This window comes from Methylomonas koyamae, from assembly GCF_001644025.1.
Classification (GTDB): domain Bacteria; phylum Pseudomonadota; class Gammaproteobacteria; order Methylococcales; family Methylomonadaceae; genus Methylomonas; species Methylomonas koyamae_A.
In genome coordinates, this window is record NZ_LUUK01000226.1 from 49,611 (window position 1) to 68,823 (window position 19,213).

Annotated in this window: 13 protein-coding genes; 9 read left to right on the plus strand and 4 right to left on the minus strand. The window is 57.8% G+C overall.

The annotated features are described in order from the left end of the window. Positions 1–102: 102 nt before the first annotated feature. Complete coding sequence (locus tag A1355_RS22985) at positions 103–948, minus strand: HDOD domain-containing protein (protein WP_064031610.1); 846 nt, start codon at positions 946–948, stop codon at positions 103–105. Positions 949–1,130: 182 nt separating this feature from the next. Here A1355_RS22985 and A1355_RS22990 point away from each other — a divergent pair, with 182 nt between their 5' ends. Together A1355_RS22990 and A1355_RS22995 are read left to right on the plus strand one after the other, a co-directional pair. Then, the gene (locus tag A1355_RS22990; protein ID WP_064031611.1) at positions 1,131–2,966 is read left to right on the plus strand and encodes an EAL domain-containing protein; all 1,836 of its coding nucleotides are present in this window, start codon (positions 1,131–1,133) and stop codon (positions 2,964–2,966) included. Between the two features lie 132 nt (positions 2,967–3,098). Beyond that, positions 3,099–3,563, plus strand: coding sequence for a hypothetical protein (locus A1355_RS22995; protein ID WP_064031612.1), 465 nt, complete (start codon positions 3,099–3,101; stop codon positions 3,561–3,563). Between the two features lie 38 nt (positions 3,564–3,601). Here A1355_RS22995 and A1355_RS23000 read toward each other — a convergent pair whose 3' ends face one another. Beyond that, on the minus strand, positions 3,602–4,942 hold the full coding sequence (locus A1355_RS23000; protein WP_064031613.1) for a sigma-54-dependent transcriptional regulator: 1,341 nt from the start codon (positions 4,940–4,942) through the stop codon (positions 3,602–3,604). Continuing rightward, on the minus strand, positions 4,939–6,564 hold the full coding sequence (locus A1355_RS23005) for a sensor histidine kinase (protein ID WP_064031614.1): 1,626 nt from the start codon (positions 6,562–6,564) through the stop codon (positions 4,939–4,941). Before A1355_RS23005 ends, A1355_RS23000 begins: the two co-directional genes overlap by 4 nt. Before the next feature lie 127 nt (positions 6,565–6,691). On the opposite strand from A1355_RS23005, the gene sucC reads away from it, so the two are divergent. The 5 genes from sucC (at position 6,692) to A1355_RS23030 (ending at position 13,836) form a co-directional block, all read left to right on the plus strand. After that, on the plus strand, positions 6,692–7,861 hold the full coding sequence (sucC, locus tag A1355_RS23010) for an ADP-forming succinate--CoA ligase subunit beta (protein WP_064031615.1): 1,170 nt from the start codon (positions 6,692–6,694) through the stop codon (positions 7,859–7,861). Next, the gene (sucD, locus tag A1355_RS23015) at positions 7,861–8,733 is read left to right on the plus strand and encodes a succinate--CoA ligase subunit alpha (protein WP_064031616.1); all 873 of its coding nucleotides are present in this window, start codon (positions 7,861–7,863) and stop codon (positions 8,731–8,733) included. Before sucC ends, sucD begins: the two co-directional genes overlap by 1 nt. A gap of 3 nt (positions 8,734–8,736) precedes the next feature. Continuing rightward, a complete protein-coding gene (locus A1355_RS23020; protein WP_064031617.1) occupies positions 8,737–10,383 on the plus strand; it encodes an NAD+ synthase in 1,647 nt (548 codons plus the stop codon). Between the two features lie 3 nt (positions 10,384–10,386). After that, entirely contained in the window at positions 10,387–11,514 is a 1,128-nt protein-coding gene (locus tag A1355_RS23025; protein WP_064031618.1) for a hypothetical protein, read from the plus strand. Positions 11,515–11,736: 222 nt separating this feature from the next. Beyond that, positions 11,737–13,836 (plus strand): putative bifunctional diguanylate cyclase/phosphodiesterase, encoded by a 2,100-nt coding sequence (locus A1355_RS23030; protein ID WP_064031619.1) that lies wholly within the window; start codon positions 11,737–11,739, stop codon positions 13,834–13,836. A 2-nt stretch (positions 13,837–13,838) separates the two neighbouring features. On the opposite strand, the gene A1355_RS23035 is transcribed toward A1355_RS23030, so the two are convergent. Further along, on the minus strand, positions 13,839–17,312 hold the full coding sequence (locus tag A1355_RS23035; protein WP_064031620.1) for a hypothetical protein: 3,474 nt from the start codon (positions 17,310–17,312) through the stop codon (positions 13,839–13,841). Between the two features lie 288 nt (positions 17,313–17,600). Between A1355_RS23035 and A1355_RS23040 the strand changes: the two genes are divergently transcribed. After that, positions 17,601–18,113 (plus strand): RNA polymerase sigma factor, encoded by a 513-nt coding sequence (locus A1355_RS23040; protein WP_064031621.1) that lies wholly within the window; start codon positions 17,601–17,603, stop codon positions 18,111–18,113. Between the two features lie 8 nt (positions 18,114–18,121). Next, on the plus strand, positions 18,122–19,075 hold the full coding sequence (locus A1355_RS23045; RefSeq protein ID WP_064031622.1) for a FecR family protein: 954 nt from the start codon (positions 18,122–18,124) through the stop codon (positions 19,073–19,075). The last annotated feature ends 138 nt before the right edge of the window (positions 19,076–19,213 follow it).

Consider the following 19,213-nt stretch of genomic DNA (forward strand, 5'->3'; position numbering starts at 1 on the left):
GCGAAACCGAAAAGCTGGGCATAGCGACGCTGCAACCTGAAACTCGCCGGCCCCGGCGAAGGAAAATCCGAAGGCGGCAACCTCGGATAGCCCGCTTCAGGTTTAGGAATAGAACAATTTAAAAATGCCTTCGAATTCCATGCTGATGTCGTCCAACACGACACTGAGCTGATCGGGCGTCAAGCCCAGAGCGTCGATAGTAAAAGCATCGTAGGGATTCTCGATTCGGCACAGCAGATTCGCCAGTCTGACGATGGCGGCAATGTCGGCGCAGGGTGCCAGTGTGTCCGGATAGCAATGCAGCCTGACGCTTTCGACGATGACTTCGGGCAGCTTCCAAAGCCGGCAAAGCTCGGCGCCAACTTGGAAATGATCGAAGCCAATGACGCTTTGCTCGATGCGCACTTCGTCGTCGCTTTCCGGTTGGGCTTGCGACTGCAGCAACAAATCGACTTCCCGCGCCAGCACCGGAATTCGTCGGTAGAACACCAGTTGGCCGATGTTGTGGACCAATCCGCACACGAAGGCGGTATCGGCGTAACGCTTTCCCAGCAGTTTGTCGAGCGCTCTCGCCAGCAGCGCGCAACGTAAATTGCGCGCCCAATAGTCGTGCATCGACAACAATTGCCCCGGCAGTTCCGAGAACCGCTCGACCACCACCATCGCCAACACCAAGTTCTGCAATTCGCGCATGCCGATCAGCGAAATCGCCTTGGCGATCGAACTGACTTGCGACGGAAACCCGTAAAACGCGCTATTGACGATCTTCAAAACCTTCAACGCCAGAGCCGCGTCGTCTTCGATAACGAAGGCCGCATCGCTAGCCGATTTTTGCGGATCGTCTATGATTTTTTTAAGCAGAAAATAAACATTGGGGGGCGAAACCAACTGAATGTCGCCTCGAAGTAAATCCGAAACGCTTAAACCCAACGACGAAGAAAGTTGCATCTGGATTATTGGAATGAAAATTTAACCTATACTAAACCGCAGCTTTATAGAAATGACTTTAAGCACTCAGTTTAAACCTAGACCATTTATATAATTTTTCAATCCTCACCCTGCTGGATTCCTGCGCACGCTATGGTTTATGATGGTTCAAGATTTTTTCAATACCTGGACGGTATGGACAGATGATTGCCAGTGACGCGCTCAAGGAAAAACTTATCATCATTGCCGAGCATGACGAGGTTTCCGCCCAAAAAATCGCCGCCACCCTCAAGGCCAAAGGCTTCGGAAACCTCCGTTCGGCCAGCAACGGCGAACAAATTTACCAGATTCTCAAACCCTTCCACGACCAGCCGCAAGCCGTCGGCCTGATCGTGCTGAACGCCAAATTGCCGGCCTGTAAAACCGCGGATCTCTGTCACAGCTTGGCCAATGCCAACGAAGCGTCGGTGATACCGGTCGTGATCCTGGACGACGAAAACCCCGACTGCAGTGCATCACCATGCCCTCAGGAGTACGAAAACTGCCTGGTGTACAAAATCAACAATCCATTCAACACCCAGGAATTGTTGCTGGCGGTCCGCTTTCTGCTTAGCCTGCATCAGGAGCGTTTACTGCGCTTCAAGCAGGAAGAACAATTGATCAACGAACTGGCCGCCAAAAGCATCATCGACGCCAAATTGAAGTTTTTGGTCGCCCACGACGAATTGACCGGTTTGTTTAACCGGAGCAGTTTCGAACGGCAACTGCGTTTAATCCTGAACCGCAGCAATAAACTGCAGAAAGACGGCGCCCTGCTGTTTATCGATGTCGATCGCTTTAGCTTGATCAACGAGCTGGAGGGTTTCGAAGTCGGCGACCGTCTGTTGGTCGAATTGACCATACTGGTCCGGAAAATGGCGCCACCGGGCAGTTTGTTCGCCCGCATCGGCGCCGACGAATTCTGTCTGTTCCTGGAAAACAAAACCCAAAAACAAGCCAGAGTGTTCGCCGAGACGATCAAGAACGCGGTCGACAATTTCCGATTTTTTACCGGCGAAGTTTGTTACAGCGCATCGGTTTCGATCGGCATTGCCGCACTCGATAATTCGGTCGCCGCCGTGCATCCCGGCGAGATGATTCTGCACGCCCGCCAGGCCTGCAACTATGCTAAAAACAGTGGCCGAGACAAGGTCTGCCTTTACAACAGCGAAGATATTTCGGTCAAGGAACGCCGCCGCGACATCTATTGGGTACCGCTGATTCGCAAGGCCTTGCGCGAAAACAACCTGTTTCTGGTTTTTCAACCGGTCGTTCAGTTATGCGACGGCAATATCTCCCACTACGAGGTGTTGCTGCGCATGCGCGGCGAAAACAACGAAGTGATCACGCCGGATCAGTTTATCCCGGTCGCCGAGCGCACCGGCTTGATCCACGCGATCGACCTGTGGGTCGTCGAACACGCCATCGATTTTTTGGCGGCGATGCCGTCTTACATGTCTTACGTGTCGCTGGCGATCAATCTGTCCAGTACCGCCTTCCAGTATCCCGATCTGCTGCCGACGATACGGGACAAGCTGGAATTGACCTGGGTGGAAGCCGGCCGCCTGACCTTCGAGATTACCGAAACCGCCGCCGTCGACAATTTCGAAAAAACCCGCCACATGATCAACAAAATTCGGGCGCTGGGTTGCAAGTTCGCCCTCGACGATTTCGGCGCCGGCTTTTGTTCGTTCAATTACCTGAAAACCTTTCCGGTCGATTACGTCAAAATCGACGGCCAGTTCATCCGAAACCTTCTGGAAAACGAAACCGATCAGATTTTGGTGAAATCCATGGTCGAAATCGCCGCCAAATTGGGCAAAAAAACCATCGCGGAATTCGTCGAATCGGCCAGCACCGCGCTCAAGCTCAAGGAAATCGGCGTCAATTTCGGCCAGGGCTACGCCTTCGGCAAGCCCGACATCAATCTTCTGGATAGCCATAAAGTGTCGATCGCGATCTTGCTGAACGGCCACACCGGTCAAACGCCGGTGAAATAAGCCGAGTTACCCGCCGGGAAAATCGCCCGTATTTACCGCTTCGCCCGCCTCTGGTATATTCGCGGCCGGCGTCTACAATTGTCATCACATTGTTCTTAAACCAAAAAATAATATTTACAAAGGGGAAGGGTTATGGCCGAACTGTTATTCATCGCGACCACGATATTTGTCGCTTATGTCGTCTTTGTGGTCATGGGCGATAAAAAACCCAAGCCGAGCGCCGCCAAACCGGAAGCGGCGATAACGCCGGCACCGGAACCGAAGGCCAGTCAAGCCGAAGCGATAAGCCCCCCGCCAGTCCCCACCGAAAAACCCGCGACACCCCGCCCTTCCACCCGCAAAACCGCCGCCAAGCCGGCCGCGCCAGCCCAAGCCGCCGCACCGACCGCCACTGCCGACAGCGTCAAAAATCCGAAAACAGGCGAAGTCGCGAAAATTTCCGGCAACTATGCCTTTGCCAAACGCTGGATCAAGGATGCGCTGGTTGAGGAAGGCTTGCTCGACAAAGTCTATAAAAACAACGAACTGGACGAAGCCGCAACGACCAAAATCCAGGCCGCGCTACAGCAACTGGCCGCCATGGACAAGTACCGCTAACGGAACCCGCTTCTCGGCAGCCGGTCCGGCTGCCGCACTCACTCCAGTCCCAGCTTTTTCAGCCGATACCGCAACGAGCGGAAGGTCAAGCCCAGTTGCTTGGCGGTCGCGGTTTTATTCCAGCGGTTTTCTTCCAACGCACTGCTCAGCGCTTTCTTTTCGATGCCCTCCAAATAGCTTTCGAGCGACATCTTTTGCGCGTCGAAATCCTCGGCCGCGGCAGCCTCCAGCCCCAACGGCAAATTCAAATCGTCAACATCGATCAGATTGCCCTCGTGCAAGGCCAACGCTCGCTCGAGAATGTTTTCCAATTCCCGCACATTGCCTGGAAAGCAGTACCCCTTTAGCGCTCGCCAAGCCGCATCGCTCAGATCGGGAATTGCCGTGCCGTTGGCGGCGGCTAACTTGGTCAGTAAGTGGCGGGTCAATTGCGGAATATCGGCTTCCCTGGCCCGCAGCGGCGGCAAATTCAGTTCGATGACATTGATCCGGTAATACAAATCCTGCCGAAACGCCCCTTCCTGGACCATTTTCGCCAAGTCCTTATGCGTGGCACTCAGCAAGCGCACGTCAACCGGGACTTCGCGTTGCTCGCCAACCGGCCGGACCTTCTTTTCCTGGATGGCTCGCAACAATTTGACTTGCAACGGCAACGGCAAATCGGCGACTTCGTCGAGAAACAGCGTGCCGCCTTCGGCAGCCTGAAACAAGCCTTGCTTGTCGCTGACCGCGCCGGTAAAGCTGCCTTTTTTATGACCGAAGAACTCGCTTTCCATTAACTCCAGCGGAATCGCGCCGCAATTGATCGCGACAAAGGGCTGCGCGCCGCGCGGGCTTTGCTGATGAATCAAGCGCGCCACCAACTCCTTGCCGGAACCGGACTCACCGCTGATGTAGACCGGCGCCTGATTGCGCGCCACCTTCTCGATTTTCGAGCGTATCGCCCGCATCGGTACCGAATCGCCCAACAACACATCGCGAGTGCGGCGCTCTTTTTCGGCTGCCCGCCCTTGCGAGGCTTGCAACGCATGGTTGACCAGCTGCCGCAACACCGCCAAATCGACCGGCTTGGATAGGAAGTCGAAAGCCCCTTTTTTCATGGCCTTGATGGCGATATCCATATTGCCGTGCGCGGTAATCACCGCCACCGGCAACGGCAGACCGCAGGCCTGGATGTGGTCGACCAGTTCCAAACCGTCGCCGTCCGGTAATTTCATATCGGTCAAACACAGATCGAAACGTTGATTGGCCAGCAATTGCTTGGCCCCGGCCAAATCAGCCGCGCAGCGGGTTTGAATGTCCATTCGGTTCAGCGTGATTTCCAGCAATTCCCGAATGTCGGGCTCGTCGTCGACAACCAGCGTGACGGGTGGGCTCATATTTCTATCACCGTGTTTTCCGCGTTAGCCAGCGCCAGCACGAAGCAGGATTTTCCGCCATCCTGAACGTAGCCGAGATCGGCCTGATTCAGTTCCGCGAGCGCTTTGGAAATGTACAAACCTAACCCGGTGCCTTTGTGCGAGGTCGTGAAAAACGGCTCGAACAAATGCGTCAGATGTTCACCGCCGATGCCGGGACCGTTGTCGATCACTTTGATCGTCGGCTGTTCGTCGACCAGATCGACCACAACCCGGATTTTCCCCGCTTCCGGCCTGCCGTATTGCAGTGCGTTGGCGCACAAATTATCCAGAATTTGTTTCAAATGGCCGTCGTCGATGCAAGCCGTCAAGCCCGTCCTGACAAACGCCAGCGCGAACGCATCTGCGCGTCCGCCCAAATCGAATTTCTGCTCGCTGAAATAAGCCGTCAACCAAGCGTCCAGATTGATTTTTTGCTTATGACTGAAGTGCCGGCGGGACAACTTCAAAATATCCTCGATAATACAGTTCACCCGTTGGCAGTGGTTCTGAATGATCTCGGTCAGCCGCACTTCCTGGGCGGGCAAGCCTGGCGCCTCGGACAACAACTGTCCTGCGTGGCTGATTGCGCTAAGCGGGTTGCGAATCTCGTGGGCGATGCTGGCGGTCAAGCGACCCAGCGAAGCCAGCTTGCTTTGCTGCAAGCGTTGGTTATACAAAGCGATGTCCTCGATGATCAACAGATACAAAGCCTCGCCGTCCATCGATAACACGGAAAACCGTACCTGAATTTCCCTGTCGCCGGACAAATGCAAGATGGCAAAATCCTGCTCGGAGTTGTCGCGCCATAAGCCGAAGGCTTCTTGCAACGGAGCCGCCAAGTCCGCCAATGTCGGCGGAATATCCGCCAGATCCAATAACCGTAGCGCCGACTGATTGGCTAATTGCAGCATTCGCTCGCCATCCACAATCAAAATTCCGGATTGCAAATGCTGAATAATGTAGCGATTCAAGCCTTCCAAGCGAGCGATAGTCTGTGCTTGCTGTTGCGCCAGAATCGCCGACTGCTCGGCGCGCTGAGCCAAAATCACCGAGAGGAACGCAATCGAGAAAAACGAAATGCCCAGCATGCCGGAATAGGTCAGCGTCACCGCCTCGAAACTGCGCGTCTGAATCGCGTAAACCTGCTCGGCCAACACCGCCAGACTGGCCAACGCCGCGAACAAGATCGCGCAACGGCCGCCGATCAATAGGCCGCCGGCGGCGATCGAAATCGCCAACAACATGCCGATGCCGCTGGCGATGCCGCCGCTGGCATGCATCATCAACGTGATAAAGACAATATCGGTGAAGATAAACATCTGCGCCAGCATCGCGTAACCGAAGCGATGCCTGAGCGTGATCGGCGCGGCAACCACGGAAATCGCAAGGTATCCGAGACTAGCGAACTGGTACAATGTGTTGTCGTAGGTGCCCAGCGTCGATGCGCCGAACCGTAAATAAAACAGCATCACGAACAAACTGCCGGCCATGAAGCGATAGATGGCGAATATCTTCAGCATCAGCCATGCTTGCCGCTCGGGTATGCCGTAACCTCGGGAAAACGGACAAGGGTAATAGGTATGGGTTTGACCGGGAGGCATGCCGTCTCTGTCAGCGGGTTTCAGTTAGAATGAAGATGGCTTTCATCATAGCATTAAGTCGGCGGAGGACCTGCCCGGCGGCTAGTCTTATAGTGACGGCGGCAATCAACGTGAATCGGAGCGGGACATGAATATCCACGAATACCAGGCGAAACAACTGTTTACCGTGTACGGTGTACCGGTGCCGAAAGGCGATATCGCGGAGTGCGCCGCGAACGCCGCCAAGGTCGCCGAACAATTGGGCGGCGATGCCTGGGTCGTCAAGGCGCAAATCCATGCCGGCGCGCGCGGCAAGGCCGGCGGCGTCAAGCTGGCCCGCGATGCCCGCGAAGTCGCCGAGCACGCCGCCGAAATGCTGGGAAAACGCTTGGTCACTCATCAAACCGACGCCTTCGGACTGCCGGTCAACTGCGTCTGGGTCGAAGAGGCATCCGCGATCAAAAACGAATTTTATTTGAGCCTCTTGCTGGATCGGGAAAGCGAGCGCCTGTTGTTTGTCGCCTCGGCGGCCGGCGGCATGGACATCGAAGCCGTCGCCGCCGAAACGCCCGAGAAGATCGTCCGTATTCCGGTGCACCCCGCCGCCGGCCTGCAAGCCTATCAGGGCCGGCAAATCGGCGCGGCGCTCGGCTTGGGCAAAGAGCAACAGGTGCAATTGCCGGCCATCCTGAACGGCATGTACGAACTGTTCCTAAGCAAGGATTGCAGCCAGATCGAAATCAATCCGCTGATAGAAACCGAAGACGGCAAACTGCTGGCGCTGGACGGCAAAATCAATTTCGACGACAACGCCCTGGCCTTGCATCCCGACATCGCCGCGCTGCGCGACGCCAGCCAGGAAGACCCCAAGGAAGCAGAGGCCAAGCAATTCGATCTGAATTACATCACCTTGGGCGGCAATATCGGTTGCATGGTCAACGGCGCCGGCCTGGCGATGGCAACCATGGACATGGTCAAACTCAAAGGCGGCGCGCCGGCCAATTTCCTGGACGTCGGCGGCGGTACCAACAAGGACAAGGTCAAGGAAGCCTTCAAGCTGATCCTGTCCGACGGCACCGTCAAAGCCGTGCTGGTCAATATCTTCGGCGGCATCGTCAAATGCGACGTGATCGCGGCCGGCATTCTGGCGGCGGTCGAGGACATGCATCTGACGATTCCAGTCGTGGTCCGCCTGGAGGGCACCAACGTCGAGCAGGGCTTGGCCATGCTGAAAAACTCCGGCCTGGGACTGACGCCCGCCGAGGATTTGAATCAAGCCGCCGAATTGGCGGTGAAACTGGCTCAAGAGGTGGCCTAATGTCTATTCTGATAGCCAAACACACCAAAGTCATCTGCCAGGGCTTCACCGGTAAACAAGGTACTTTCCACTCCGAACAGGCGCTAGCCTACGGCACCCAACTGGTCGGCGGCGTCACGCCGGGCCGGGGCGGCTCCAGCCATCTGAATTTGCCGGTATTCGACACGGTCCAGCAAGCCGTCAAGGCCACCGGCGCCAGCGCGACGATGATTTACGTGCCGCCGTTTTTCGCCGCCGACGCGATCCTGGAAGCGGTCGACGCCGGCATAGCATTGATCGTCTGTATTACCGAGGGTATCCCGGTGTTGCAAATGTTGAAAGTCAAGGCGGCGATGCAAGGCGCGCAATCCTTGCTGGTCGGCCCGAACTGCCCCGGCGTTATCACACCCGGCCAATGCAAGATCGGCATCATGCCCGGCCATATTCATCAGCCCGGCAAGATCGGCATCGTCTCCCGCTCCGGCACGTTGACTTACGAGGCCGTCCACCAAACCACCCGTGAAGGCCTGGGCCAAAGCACCTGCGTCGGCATCGGCGGCGACCCGATCCACGGCATGAACTTCATCGACGTATTGAGCCGCTTTCAAGACGACCCGCAAACCGAGGGCATCGTCATGGTCGGCGAGATCGGCGGTAGCGACGAAGAACAAGCGGCGGAATTCATCAAGGCCCATGTCACCAAACCGGTGGTCGGTTATATCGCCGGCCAAACCGCGCCGCCCGGCAAACGCATGGGCCACGCCGGCGCCATCGTCACCGGCGGCGCGGGCACCGCGAAAGGCAAGATCGCGGCGATGCAGGCGGCCGGCGTGACCATGGTCAGCTCGCCGTCGGACATCGGCGCGGCAATGCGCGGCTGTATCGCCCGGTAATCGATGACTCTAACCATCGCCCTGGCTCAACTGAATTTCACGGTCGCCGACATTTCCGGCAACGTCGAAAAAATCCTGTCCGCCGTCGAGCAAGCCAAACACCAACACGCCGATGTGATCGTTTTCCCGGAATTGTGCGTGACCGGCTACCCGCCGGAGGACTTGCTGTTGCGCGGCGATTTTTTGGCCCAGACCGAACGCGGTCTGGCCCGGCTGCTGCGCGACATCCAAGGCATTACCGCCGTGATCGGCTACCCGAGCCGGCAAGGCGAGACGCTCTACAACGCCGCCGCCGCGTTGCGGGACGGCGTCATCGTCGCCGAATACCACAAACTCGCCCTGCCGAACTACGGCGTCTTCGACGAGCAACGCTATTTCAAGGCTGGCCGGCACACCTGTCTTTTCGAAGTCAAGACCACGAAACTGGCGCTGACCATTTGCGAGGACATCTGGCGCGACGGCATCATCGCCGCCAATCGCGACGCCGGCGCCGACATCATCCTGACCCTGAATGCTTCGCCGTTCCACGCCGGCAAGATGCAGCAACGCGAAACCATCATTTGCAGCCAAGTTCGCGCGGCGGGCATTCCGTTGGTCTATGTTAATCAAATCGGCGGCCAGGACGAATTGGTCTTCGACGGCGCCTCCTTCGTCGCCGATCGCGATGGCGAGATTGTCTATCGCGCCGCCGAATTCGAGGAGCAACTCGATCTCGTCGAGTTCAACGGCTCGCGGCCGGCCAAAACCGGCATCGTCGCTCTCTACCAGCCGGTGGTCAGCGAATACAAGGCACTGGTGCTCGGCATTCGGGATTACGTGCGCAAGAACGGCTTCCAAGGCGCGATCCTAGGGCTATCGGGCGGCATAGACTCGGCACTGGTTCTGGCATTGGCGGTGGACGCGTTGGGCGCGGATAGGGTCGAATGCGTCCTGATGCCGTCGCGTTATACCCAAGACATCAGCAACCAAGATGCCGAGTTGGAAGCCAAGGCGCTCGGCGTCAGGCATCACGTGATCCCGATCGAACCGGCCGTCTCCGCGTTCAACGCCATGCTGTCGCCGCTGTTTGCCGGTTCCAAGACCGACACCACCGAGGAAAACATCCAAGCCCGCTGCCGGGGGGTTTTGCTGATGGCGCTGTCCAACAAACAAGGCAAACTGTTGTTGACCACCGGCAATAAAAGCGAAATGAGCGTAGGCTATGCCACGCTCTACGGCGACATGGCCGGCGGCTTCGCGCCGCTCAAGGATGTCTCGAAATTACTGGTTTACCAACTGGCCGAATACCGCAACACGCTGACGCCGGTGATTCCGGAACGGGTGATTAGCCGGCCGCCGTCGGCCGAATTGGCCCCGGACCAAAAAGACGAGGATTCGCTGCCGCCTTATTCGGTGCTAGACCCCATCCTGGCGCTATACATAGAGCGGGATCAATCGGCCGCCGACATCGTCGAGCTAGGCTATCCGCGCGAGGCGGTCGAACGCGCGATTTCGCTGGTCGATCGCAACGAATACAAACGCCGGCAATCGCCGCCCGGCATCCGCATTACCCCCCGCGCCTTCGGCCGGGATCGGCGTTATCCGATTTCGTCGGCCTACCGGGGCATTTCCGAACTCAACCCAACCGCGCAAGACAACGTTACGGAGTAAATCATGTCAACCCTGCGTACCCTGTTATTCACCGGCGGCCTGCTGCTGACGGCGCAAGCCGCCCAGGCTCGCGAGATCAACGTACCGGTGCCGATGGAATACGGCCTGATCAGAAGCGTACTGGTCAACCAGCTTTACACCGGCGCCGGCGAAACCGCGCGCGTCTGGAAGGACGGCAAGCAATGCAGTTTTTTGGATTTGTCCCAGCCGCAAATCGGCGGCGAGGACGGCTTGGTCAAAATCGAAAACCACGTGCAGGCCAAGATCGGCACCGCGCTCGGCAACAAATGCATGACCATCGTCGAATGGTCCGGCATTCTGCAAACCTTTCAACAGCCCACGCTGGATTCGACCGGTAACGTGCTGTCGTTTCCGGTCACTCGCACCCAGGCCTACGACGGCAACGGTCAAGCGCTGAACATCGACCAATTGCTGTCGCTGATTAAAAAAGCCGCCGAACCGAAACTGGCCTCGCTAAAAATCGACCTGAACCGGGCTCGCCCGGACATCGCCAAATCGCTGCTGCCGTTTATCTCGGCGGAGCACAGCGAAGACTGGCACGACGCGGTCAACAGTCTACGTTTCAACCAAGCCAAGGCCGACGCCAAGGGCTTGTTGCTAGGTGTCGGCTACACGGCCAACGACCGGAAAAGCGACGGGATCAAGTCGTCGCCGGTATTGACCGAAACCGAACTCGCGCAATGGCGGCAACTCTGGCAAAACTGGCAAGGCTCGGTCGAGCAAGCCATCGAACGCACCAAACTGACCGCCGCCGACGAATCGGCCAAGGCCACGATGCGCGAGGTTTTGGAAAAGGCCGGCAGCGCGTTCGAACAAGGTCTGACCGGCGAATACGTGGCGGAAAACGATCCGGTACGGAAATTTTTCAACAGCTCGTGGGACAAACTGGCACCGCTGCTGCGCTTGGCGTCCACGCAACTGCCGGGCGGCGAGAACTTGCGCTACGTGACGCTGGTGGCCGCGACCGACCTGATGTACGAACTGGAATCGATAGGCTCGCCGCTCGGCCTGGAAGTCTCGTCCAACGGACTGCGTAAACTGGCGCGTTCGTTGATCGCCCAGGAATTTCCGAAAACCAAAACCAAGGGCAAACGCAAACATCAACAGTAGGAACCGTCCCGCCGCGCGCTGGCTTTGTCGGCAACGCGCGGCACGGAGTCAAAGCCCAGACACGACATAACGGGCCGGCTGCCGCCGGCCTGAAACCCGCACTGCTACAAAACTGTTTTATTGCAAGGGATTTTGCGCTAAATTCGCGCGTCATCCCGGCTTCGGGAGTAACGCCTTTTCGGTCCGGCGGCCGATTGCCGGAGCGTTGTTTTCGGGAGCGCCATGCACGAATCACAGCCCCATTTGTTCGATATGCAGGCTTACATGCCGCACGGCCAATGTTACTTATGGCAAAGCGACTTGCTGTTGTTGCATACCGTGTCCGACGCGCTGATCGTGCTGTCTTACTACTCCATTCCGTTCGCGATGGTGTATGTGTTAAAGCGCCGCCAGGACATACAATTCGGCTGGGTATACTGGCTATTCGGTCTGTTTATCTTCCTATGCGGCACCACCCATTTACTGAGTATCTGGAACGTTTGGGTACCCGATTATTGGGCGTCGGGACTGGTCAAACTGGCTACCGCCGCGGCTTCGTTGACCACGGCAGTCTTAATCTGGCCGCTGATCCCGAAAATTCTGGCGATACCCAGCCAAAGCCAACTGATGGCCGCCAACGCTGCGCTGGCCAAGGAAATCGACAATCACCGTAAGACCGAACGCGAACTGCGCAAGCTGTCTTTGGCGATGCAATACAGTTCCAGCATGGTCATCATCACCGACCACCAGGCCAAGGTCGAATACTGCAATCCGGCATTTTATCGGATCACCGGATTTACCGAACAAGAAGTGATCGGCCACAAAGCCAATTTATTGAAATCCGATCTGACCGCCAACGAAATCTACGACGAATTGTGGCAAACCCTGAATGCCGGCCAGGACTGGCACGGCGAATTCCTGAACCGCAAGAAAAACGGCGACTTATTCTGGTGTCTGGAGTCGATCACGCCGATTCTGGACGACGATAACGCCATCAGCCACTTTGTCTCCATCATCCACGACATTAGCGACCGCAAGGATTCGGAAGAAATCATCAAGCATCTAGCGTATTTCGACCCGCTGACGGACTTGCCCAACCGCGCCCTGTTCAACGAACGGCTGGCGCAATCTATTAGTCAGGCGCGCCGGCATCGCACCGAGTTCGCGTTGCTCTACATGGATTTGGACCGATTTAAGAATATCAACGACACGCTGGGGCATCTGGTCGGCGACAAACTGTTGATCGAAGTCGGCAAGCGCGTCACCGCTTGCTTGCGCGAGCACGAAACCGTGGCCCGCCTGGGCGGTGACGAATTCGCGATCATCGGACTAAATCTGCGCACCGCCACCGATGCCGGCGAAATCGCTCGGCGGGTGATCGAGCAAGTCAACCAAGCATTTTTTATCGACGACCACCAATTGTTTATCGGTACCAGTCTGGGCATCGGGGTGTATCCGGCCGACGGGGAAAACAGCGAAACCTTGATCAAACACGCCGACGACGCGCTCTACCAGGCCAAACAGCGCGGCCGCAATAAATTCGAATTCTACGACGCGTCGGCCAACGCCCTGTCCTTGCGGCGCGTGACGCTGGAGCAGCATTTGCATCAGGCGCTGGCCCGGGGCGAATTCCAATTGCGCTATCTGCCGCTAGTAGCCTTGCCCGGCGGCGCGCCGGTCGGGGTCGAAGTGTTGTTGCGCTGGCACCCGGACATCGGCGAGGTTCAACCGGACGAATTCATTCCCATCGCCGAAGACAGCGGCCTGATCGTCGAGATCGGCGCTTGGGTATTGCGTACCGCCTGCCGCGACATTCTAACCTTGCCGGCCGCGGCCGGCTTGATGCTGGCGATCAATCTGTCACCCCGCCAGTTCAAGCAACCCGACCTGATGAATCGCATCGACGCGATACTGGCGGAAACCGGTTTCCCGGCCAGCCGCCTGGCATTCGAAATGACCGAAAACATGTTGATGGACAATTTGGACGCGGCGATCGCGCAAATGCGGGCGATGAAAAGCCGCGACATGCGCCTGAGCATCGACGACTTCGGCACCGGTTTCTCGTCGCTGAGTAATTTGCGTCAGCTGCCGATCGACACGCTGAAAATCGATAAGTCCTTCATCGACGACCTCCACGCGGAAACCGGCGACGCCTGTATCGTCCGTTCCATCGTCGGTTTAGCGCACGGCATCCATTTGCAGGTGGTCGCCGAGGGCGTCGAAAACGAGCGGCAAACCGCTATGCTAGGCGCGCTAGATTGCGATCTGGCGCAAGGCTTTCACTTCAGCGCGCCGTTGAACCTGGCGGAACTCCGCGGCTACTTGGAAACCGGCCGGCCTTAAGCCTAGCCCGCGGCATAAGGTCCAAGCGGATCGGCGCCCAGCGTGCCGACCAGCGTTTGCGGATAATCCGCCGCCGACACCGCCAGCAAGCGGGTCTTCGCCCGTTGCAAGCGCTCGACCAAATTCAATTCCGCCGCCGGCGCCTGGTGTCCGCTGGCGTTCAAAAAGGTTTGCAAATAATCGACATGACCCTGCCAAAGTGCAATGTCTCGCTGTTGTTTAATACTCAGCCGCTCGCGGTACCAATCGGAAGCCAACAAAGCCTCGCGGCCAAACATGGCTCGGATTTGCGGATGACTGGCGTCCATTCCCTGGTAGTATCCGTCGGCCATGATATGCAGCAAGGCGAACAGCGGCGGGCAAGCGTCTTGAATGCTGCCATCCTCGAAATACTGCCGGGCCACCCGCTGCTGGGTATCGACGATATTGTTAACCCCTTCCACAAACACCGCCAGACTCTGCCGTTCGGGTTGCAAAATCTCGTCGGTGAACACCGCGTAAGGATTATCGAAAATCTTGCCCATCAAGCCATGCACGAAGTGGCTGGTAATCCGGTAACCCAAACGGCTGGCCAACACCTTGCGCCCTTGGTACTCAAAGTCCCGCACCGCTTCCAGATAGCCGTGCTGGATCAGATAGTCCGGCCGGCGCTCGCGCGGCGGCAAGCGCGCCCAGATTTCCGGGATCAACAGGCTGATGTCGTGATCGACCCGGGTATCCGGCCCGATGAAACCGGCCGAACTGGAAAAGCCCGGATAGTCGGTCAGGATGAACGATACCAAGGCATTGTTCAGATCGGCGGTCGGACGCAACGCGTTAAACGGTCCCTTGGTCAAAGCGCCTTCGCTACCGGCGCCGGTCGTGGACGGCGACTTGCCGGTCAACGAACAGATAAAGTCCATGAACAATTCCGGCAATTCCTGATAATGAATCGGGTTGTAAACCGCCAGCGGGCGAATGCCGGGTTCCGGCGGATTGTTCCGCCGCCCGGTCAGCACCGCGTCGACCGGATGACAGAGCGGCTCCGACAACGGAATCTTGCGGTGCAGGCGGGCGCCGATTTCGGCGATGTATTTGCGAATCGGGTTGACGATGTCGGCGCGAGTTTCCAGATAGCGCGGGTTCTTGGACGGCTTGCCGTCGACCAAGCGCGGATGCGCCGACGACACGACGAAACCGCTGGCGTCGCGGTAGGCTTGGTTCAACAGAGTCCGCATCGCCGGCGTGAAACGCGAGAAGGTCGTCACATCCTCGACGACCGCCGCCAGCTTGGCGCGATCGAGCGGTTCGAAGTTGGCGATGAAATTGCCCGGCGCGGCCATATTGGCCTCGGTTTGCTTGTCGTAGCCGGGAATGATCGCGTCGTCGGGCCGTTGAAACAGCCGATATTCGCAGTTGCTGACCAATTTAACGCTATGCGGGTAGTCGGTCAGCGGCAACCAAGCCTTGATCCGGTCGGCGGGCACCACCACCGAGGCGGTGATGTCGTCTTCCATCTGCACTTTCTCGGCGGCGATGTAATCCTGACGGACCTTGAAGGTGCGCCAGCCGCCCTCCTGATCGAAGCCGACCCGCAAATAGGTGGCTACGATTTTGCGCTGATCCAGTTTCAACTCGTGGCCCGGCGCGCCGTCGATCACGTCCACCGACAAATGGTCGCGCCAGCGGCCTTCCCATTCACTGCGATAAAAGCGTTTAATCAAGAATACCAACGCGAAAATACTGGGCGGAATCGACTTCAACCAAGTGTTGAACTCCGGCGTGTAATAAGGCGACGGGGTCAGCAATTTGATGACAGACCCGAGACTGCGTTCGTCGCTGAGTATTGGTCTGGCCGGATCGCGATCTTCATGCTCGTGACCGGGCAGAAAGCGTCCGCTCCGATAATCCTTGTCGAAGATTGCTTGGACCCGATCCAGGTCGTTCTGCAAGTCGTCGACGAACAGCGGACCGTAGATCACCGCATCTTCGATGGACTTGGAGATTTCCGATTTGCCGCCGCCCGACACGGTACACGGCTTGTGGCAGAACGTGCCTTCGGCGACGGTGCCGACCAAGCGCCAGGACGGCGCGCCGGGATGTTTGCACATCTCGATTTTATAGCCGTTAGGCTGAATGTAAATTTTGCCGGGCTGTAGGCGGATACTGTGTGCTTGCCCGTTACGCACCCAGCTGATGCGTTGCGTGGTTAAGCTCATCCGCAAATCTTGCGGCACGTAGACGATGTCCGGGTACTGCCGGTCGATCGCGTAGCCTTCCGGCCGGATGTCCATGATGGCGCCGTAGCGGTAAGCCATGTCGTCGAAGTCGTAACCCGGCTCGCGAGTCAGGCTGCCGATGCCGAATTCGTCGCCGTGATTGAAGCGGCGAAACGCCAGTGCGCCGCCGGCGTGTTCTTCCTCGGCCAACCCGTAGAGGTTGGCGGCGTAACTGATCTGGGTTTTGACTTCCTTCTTGCAATAACCGTAATAGTTGTCGGCCAACAAGGTAACGATAACGCCGGAGCGGTCGCGGGCGGTTAGCTTGAAGGCCTGCCCGTCGTTGTAGAGTTCGTCGGGGGTTTGCCAGCACATGCCGTCGGCGCGCTGCCGATCGGTCGCCGCTTCCCAATGCGGCAAACCGACTTGCTGCTTGGTCAGTTTGGCCAGATGCGGCGCCAATATCACGCAACCGCTGTGCCCGCTCCAATGGTCCACGTCCAGCCCAGCATCGCACTCAGGCAAGGCCGGGTTGCCGCCGTTGCCGAAGATGCTTTCGACGAAATCCAGATTGCTGACCAAATTGCCGGGCGCGAAGAAGCGAATCTCCATCGTCTTTTCGGCCGACACGCCGGGTATCTCCGGACATACGACCGGCCGCAACAGCAGCGATGCGAACATCCGCGCCGGTCTGGCCTGCTTGGCGGTAAACGGCAACGTCAACATGTCGGCCGGTGGTTTCAGCGCTTCCGCCAACATCAGCGCAAACGTCAATTTTGGGACTTGCTTCTTGTCGCCCGGCACCGGCAGGCCGCCATCCGCAATGTGAAACGAGCCTTTGGTCGTGCGCCGGTCGCTCGCCGGATTGTGCAAAACCCCTTGCTTGACTCGAAAACTGGACACGATTTCCGAGCGAAATTCGTCCTCGCCGATCGGCAGCGACAACTCGCGAGCGACGCCGTGGCGATCCAGTTCGAAGGTCATCGTGGGCAAGCTCGGCACCGCCGGCAAATTCAAGTCTGCGCAATAGCGATCGAGGAAGTTCTGAATCCGCCGGTCGGCCGGATACAACGACGAACTGGCCAACAGCCGACTCTTCTCCAAGTAGCTATTCAGCAAGTCCTGAGCGGTGTCCATGAAACGCGCCGAGGCGGCGTCGACACAGATCGGCTGCCCGCAAGAAGCCAATTTCAGGTTGATATAGAGATGTAGTTGCTGCCTGGCCGCCGTTTCGTCCGGCTCGACCGCTCCCAACCCCAGTGCTCTCGCTAAGTCCATGGTTGCCCCCGCTGCTTGTCAATGGTGGCGGCATCATAGCGGAAAGCGAAGGATTAGGGCAGCGGAAGCGATCGCCCCTATAGATGCCGACCGAATCGCGGTCGCCGGCAAAATACGGCATTTCCCACACCCCGCTAGGTCATTTGCCGTAGTTTTTCCGCGCCGACGCCACTCCGGCTCCTCCCCAAAAAGACTTCGATCCAGAAACAACAAGCCTTAACAGGAAACTGGCATATTGATTGCGAATTTCTAGGGTTTTATCCGCCAAGTTTGCCGCGGAGGCAGCCCATGACCGCCATCACGTTACACCAGCAGCAAATCGTCGAATTGTTTCGCGACCACCGAGACACCGTGGTCGCCTATTTGCTACAGCGGGTTAATTGCCCGGATACTGCTCAGGATCTCAGTCAAGAAACCTATTTACGCTTGCTGCGCAAACACGAGCTCAGCCATGACGAAAACTTGACCGGCTATCTATTTCGCACAGCCGAGCGCCTCGCGATAGACTTTGTCCGTCAGAATCGCCGCCGGGAAATGCGCGAGACCATCATTGACGAAACCGTCCCCTGCCCTGCCAAGCAACCGGACGAATCTGCTATGCTTGGTCAACAGTGCCAACGCTTGCTGCAAGCCATCGCCGGACTGCCTGGCCAATGCCGACACATTTTTCTGCTGCGCAAATTCGATGAACTCAGCTACCACGACATCGCCAAGCAACTGGGCATTTCGGAAAAGACGGTCCAGCGTCAATTGGTCAAAGCCATGTTGCGCTGCCATCAGGCCTTGCTAGAAACCGGTTGAGACCCGCCATGAAGACCGCCGCCGAACAACAAAATCTGCTGAAGCAAGCCGCGACTTGGTTCGTGGAATTGCAATCGGAACAGTGCACCGATCTGTTGCGCCAACAGTTCGAAGACTGGTTGACTGAAAACCCCACCCACAGCCAAGCGTATTTCGAAATCGAACAGCTCTGGGGCGACATCGACACGCTGAAAGGCCGGGATGTCCCCGGCCTGAACGACGCTCGCGCCGCCGGCCGCCGCTCCTGGCGCAAAACCTCCGCACTGTTCAGCGCGCTGCTCGCCTGCGGCTTACTGGGCGGCGCCTGGTGGCAACACGCCAGCGCTCCTCAGGAGACCTACCAAACCGGCATCGGCGAACGCCGCACCGTCGTCCTCGGCGACGGATCGAGCATACAGCTGAATACCGCGACTCGACTCAGTGTCAGAATGTCCTGGCTACGCCGGGAAGTCGAATTGCAGCAAGGCGAAGCGCTGTTCGACGTCGCGCATCGCAATTGGCAACCGTTTGGCGTCGCCGTCGGCGGGATTCGAATCAGCGACATAGGTACCGTATTCAACGTCCGGCGCAGCGCGGCGGGAACGGCGGTAGCAGTTCTGGAAGGCGAAGTGGAACTGCGCAAGGAATCCAGCTGGATCGGCCAGAACTTGCGCGCCGGTTTCAGCCGGCAAATCGACGCCAACGGCCGCTGGTTGCCAATCCAGCCCGCCACCCGCGAACGATCTCTCGCCTGGACGGACGGCCAGCTTTGGTTCGACCATACCCCGCTCGCCGATGTGACGGCGGAGTTGGAACGCTACCATCCGGTGCATTTCGTGTTGGCCGCCCCCGAACTGGCGCGCCAGACCGTCAGCGGCCGCTTCGATGCCGACGATTTAAAACCGTTTTTGCTGGCGCTCGAAAAAATCCTGCCGGTTCGGGTACAACAGCAAAAACAGACCATCGTACTGCATCCGCGCTAAACCCTTTGCCAGACTGGATTTTTCCGGCACAAGCGCTTCGCTAGAGCTGTTCAAACATGGCTCTGCAAAAATAATTGTCCAGTTCGTCTGTTCCGGATCGTTATTAGGTATTAAGGCAAACACGATCTTGCCGCAATC

Bases quoted from the DNA above. Each gene is read 5' to 3' on its own strand.
- A1355_RS23025 (WP_064031618.1), top strand. From the start codon at position 10,387: ATGTCAACCCTGCGTACCCTGTTATTCACCGGCGGCCTGCTGCTGACG.
- A1355_RS22995 (WP_064031612.1), top strand. From the start codon at position 3,099: ATGGCCGAACTGTTATTCATCGCGACCACGATATTTGTCGCTTATGTC.
- A1355_RS23035 (WP_064031620.1), bottom strand. From the start codon at position 17,312: ATGGACTTAGCGAGAGCACTGGGGTTGGGAGCGGTCGAGCCGGACGAA.
- A1355_RS23005 (WP_064031614.1), bottom strand. From the start codon at position 6,564: ATGCCTCCCGGTCAAACCCATACCTATTACCCTTGTCCGTTTTCCCGA.
- A1355_RS22985 (WP_064031610.1), bottom strand. From the start codon at position 948: ATGCAACTTTCTTCGTCGTTGGGTTTAAGCGTTTCGGATTTACTTCGA.
- A1355_RS23040 (WP_064031621.1), top strand. From the start codon at position 17,601: ATGACCGCCATCACGTTACACCAGCAGCAAATCGTCGAATTGTTTCGC.
- sucC (WP_064031615.1), top strand. From the start codon at position 6,692: ATGAATATCCACGAATACCAGGCGAAACAACTGTTTACCGTGTACGGT.
- A1355_RS22990 (WP_064031611.1), top strand. From the start codon at position 1,131: ATGATTGCCAGTGACGCGCTCAAGGAAAAACTTATCATCATTGCCGAG.
- A1355_RS23030 (WP_064031619.1), top strand. From the start codon at position 11,737: ATGCACGAATCACAGCCCCATTTGTTCGATATGCAGGCTTACATGCCG.
- A1355_RS23020 (WP_064031617.1), top strand. From the start codon at position 8,737: ATGACTCTAACCATCGCCCTGGCTCAACTGAATTTCACGGTCGCCGAC.
- sucD (WP_064031616.1), top strand. From the start codon at position 7,861: ATGTCTATTCTGATAGCCAAACACACCAAAGTCATCTGCCAGGGCTTC.
- A1355_RS23045 (WP_064031622.1), top strand. From the start codon at position 18,122: ATGAAGACCGCCGCCGAACAACAAAATCTGCTGAAGCAAGCCGCGACT.
- A1355_RS23000 (WP_064031613.1), bottom strand. From the start codon at position 4,942: ATGAGCCCACCCGTCACGCTGGTTGTCGACGACGAGCCCGACATTCGG.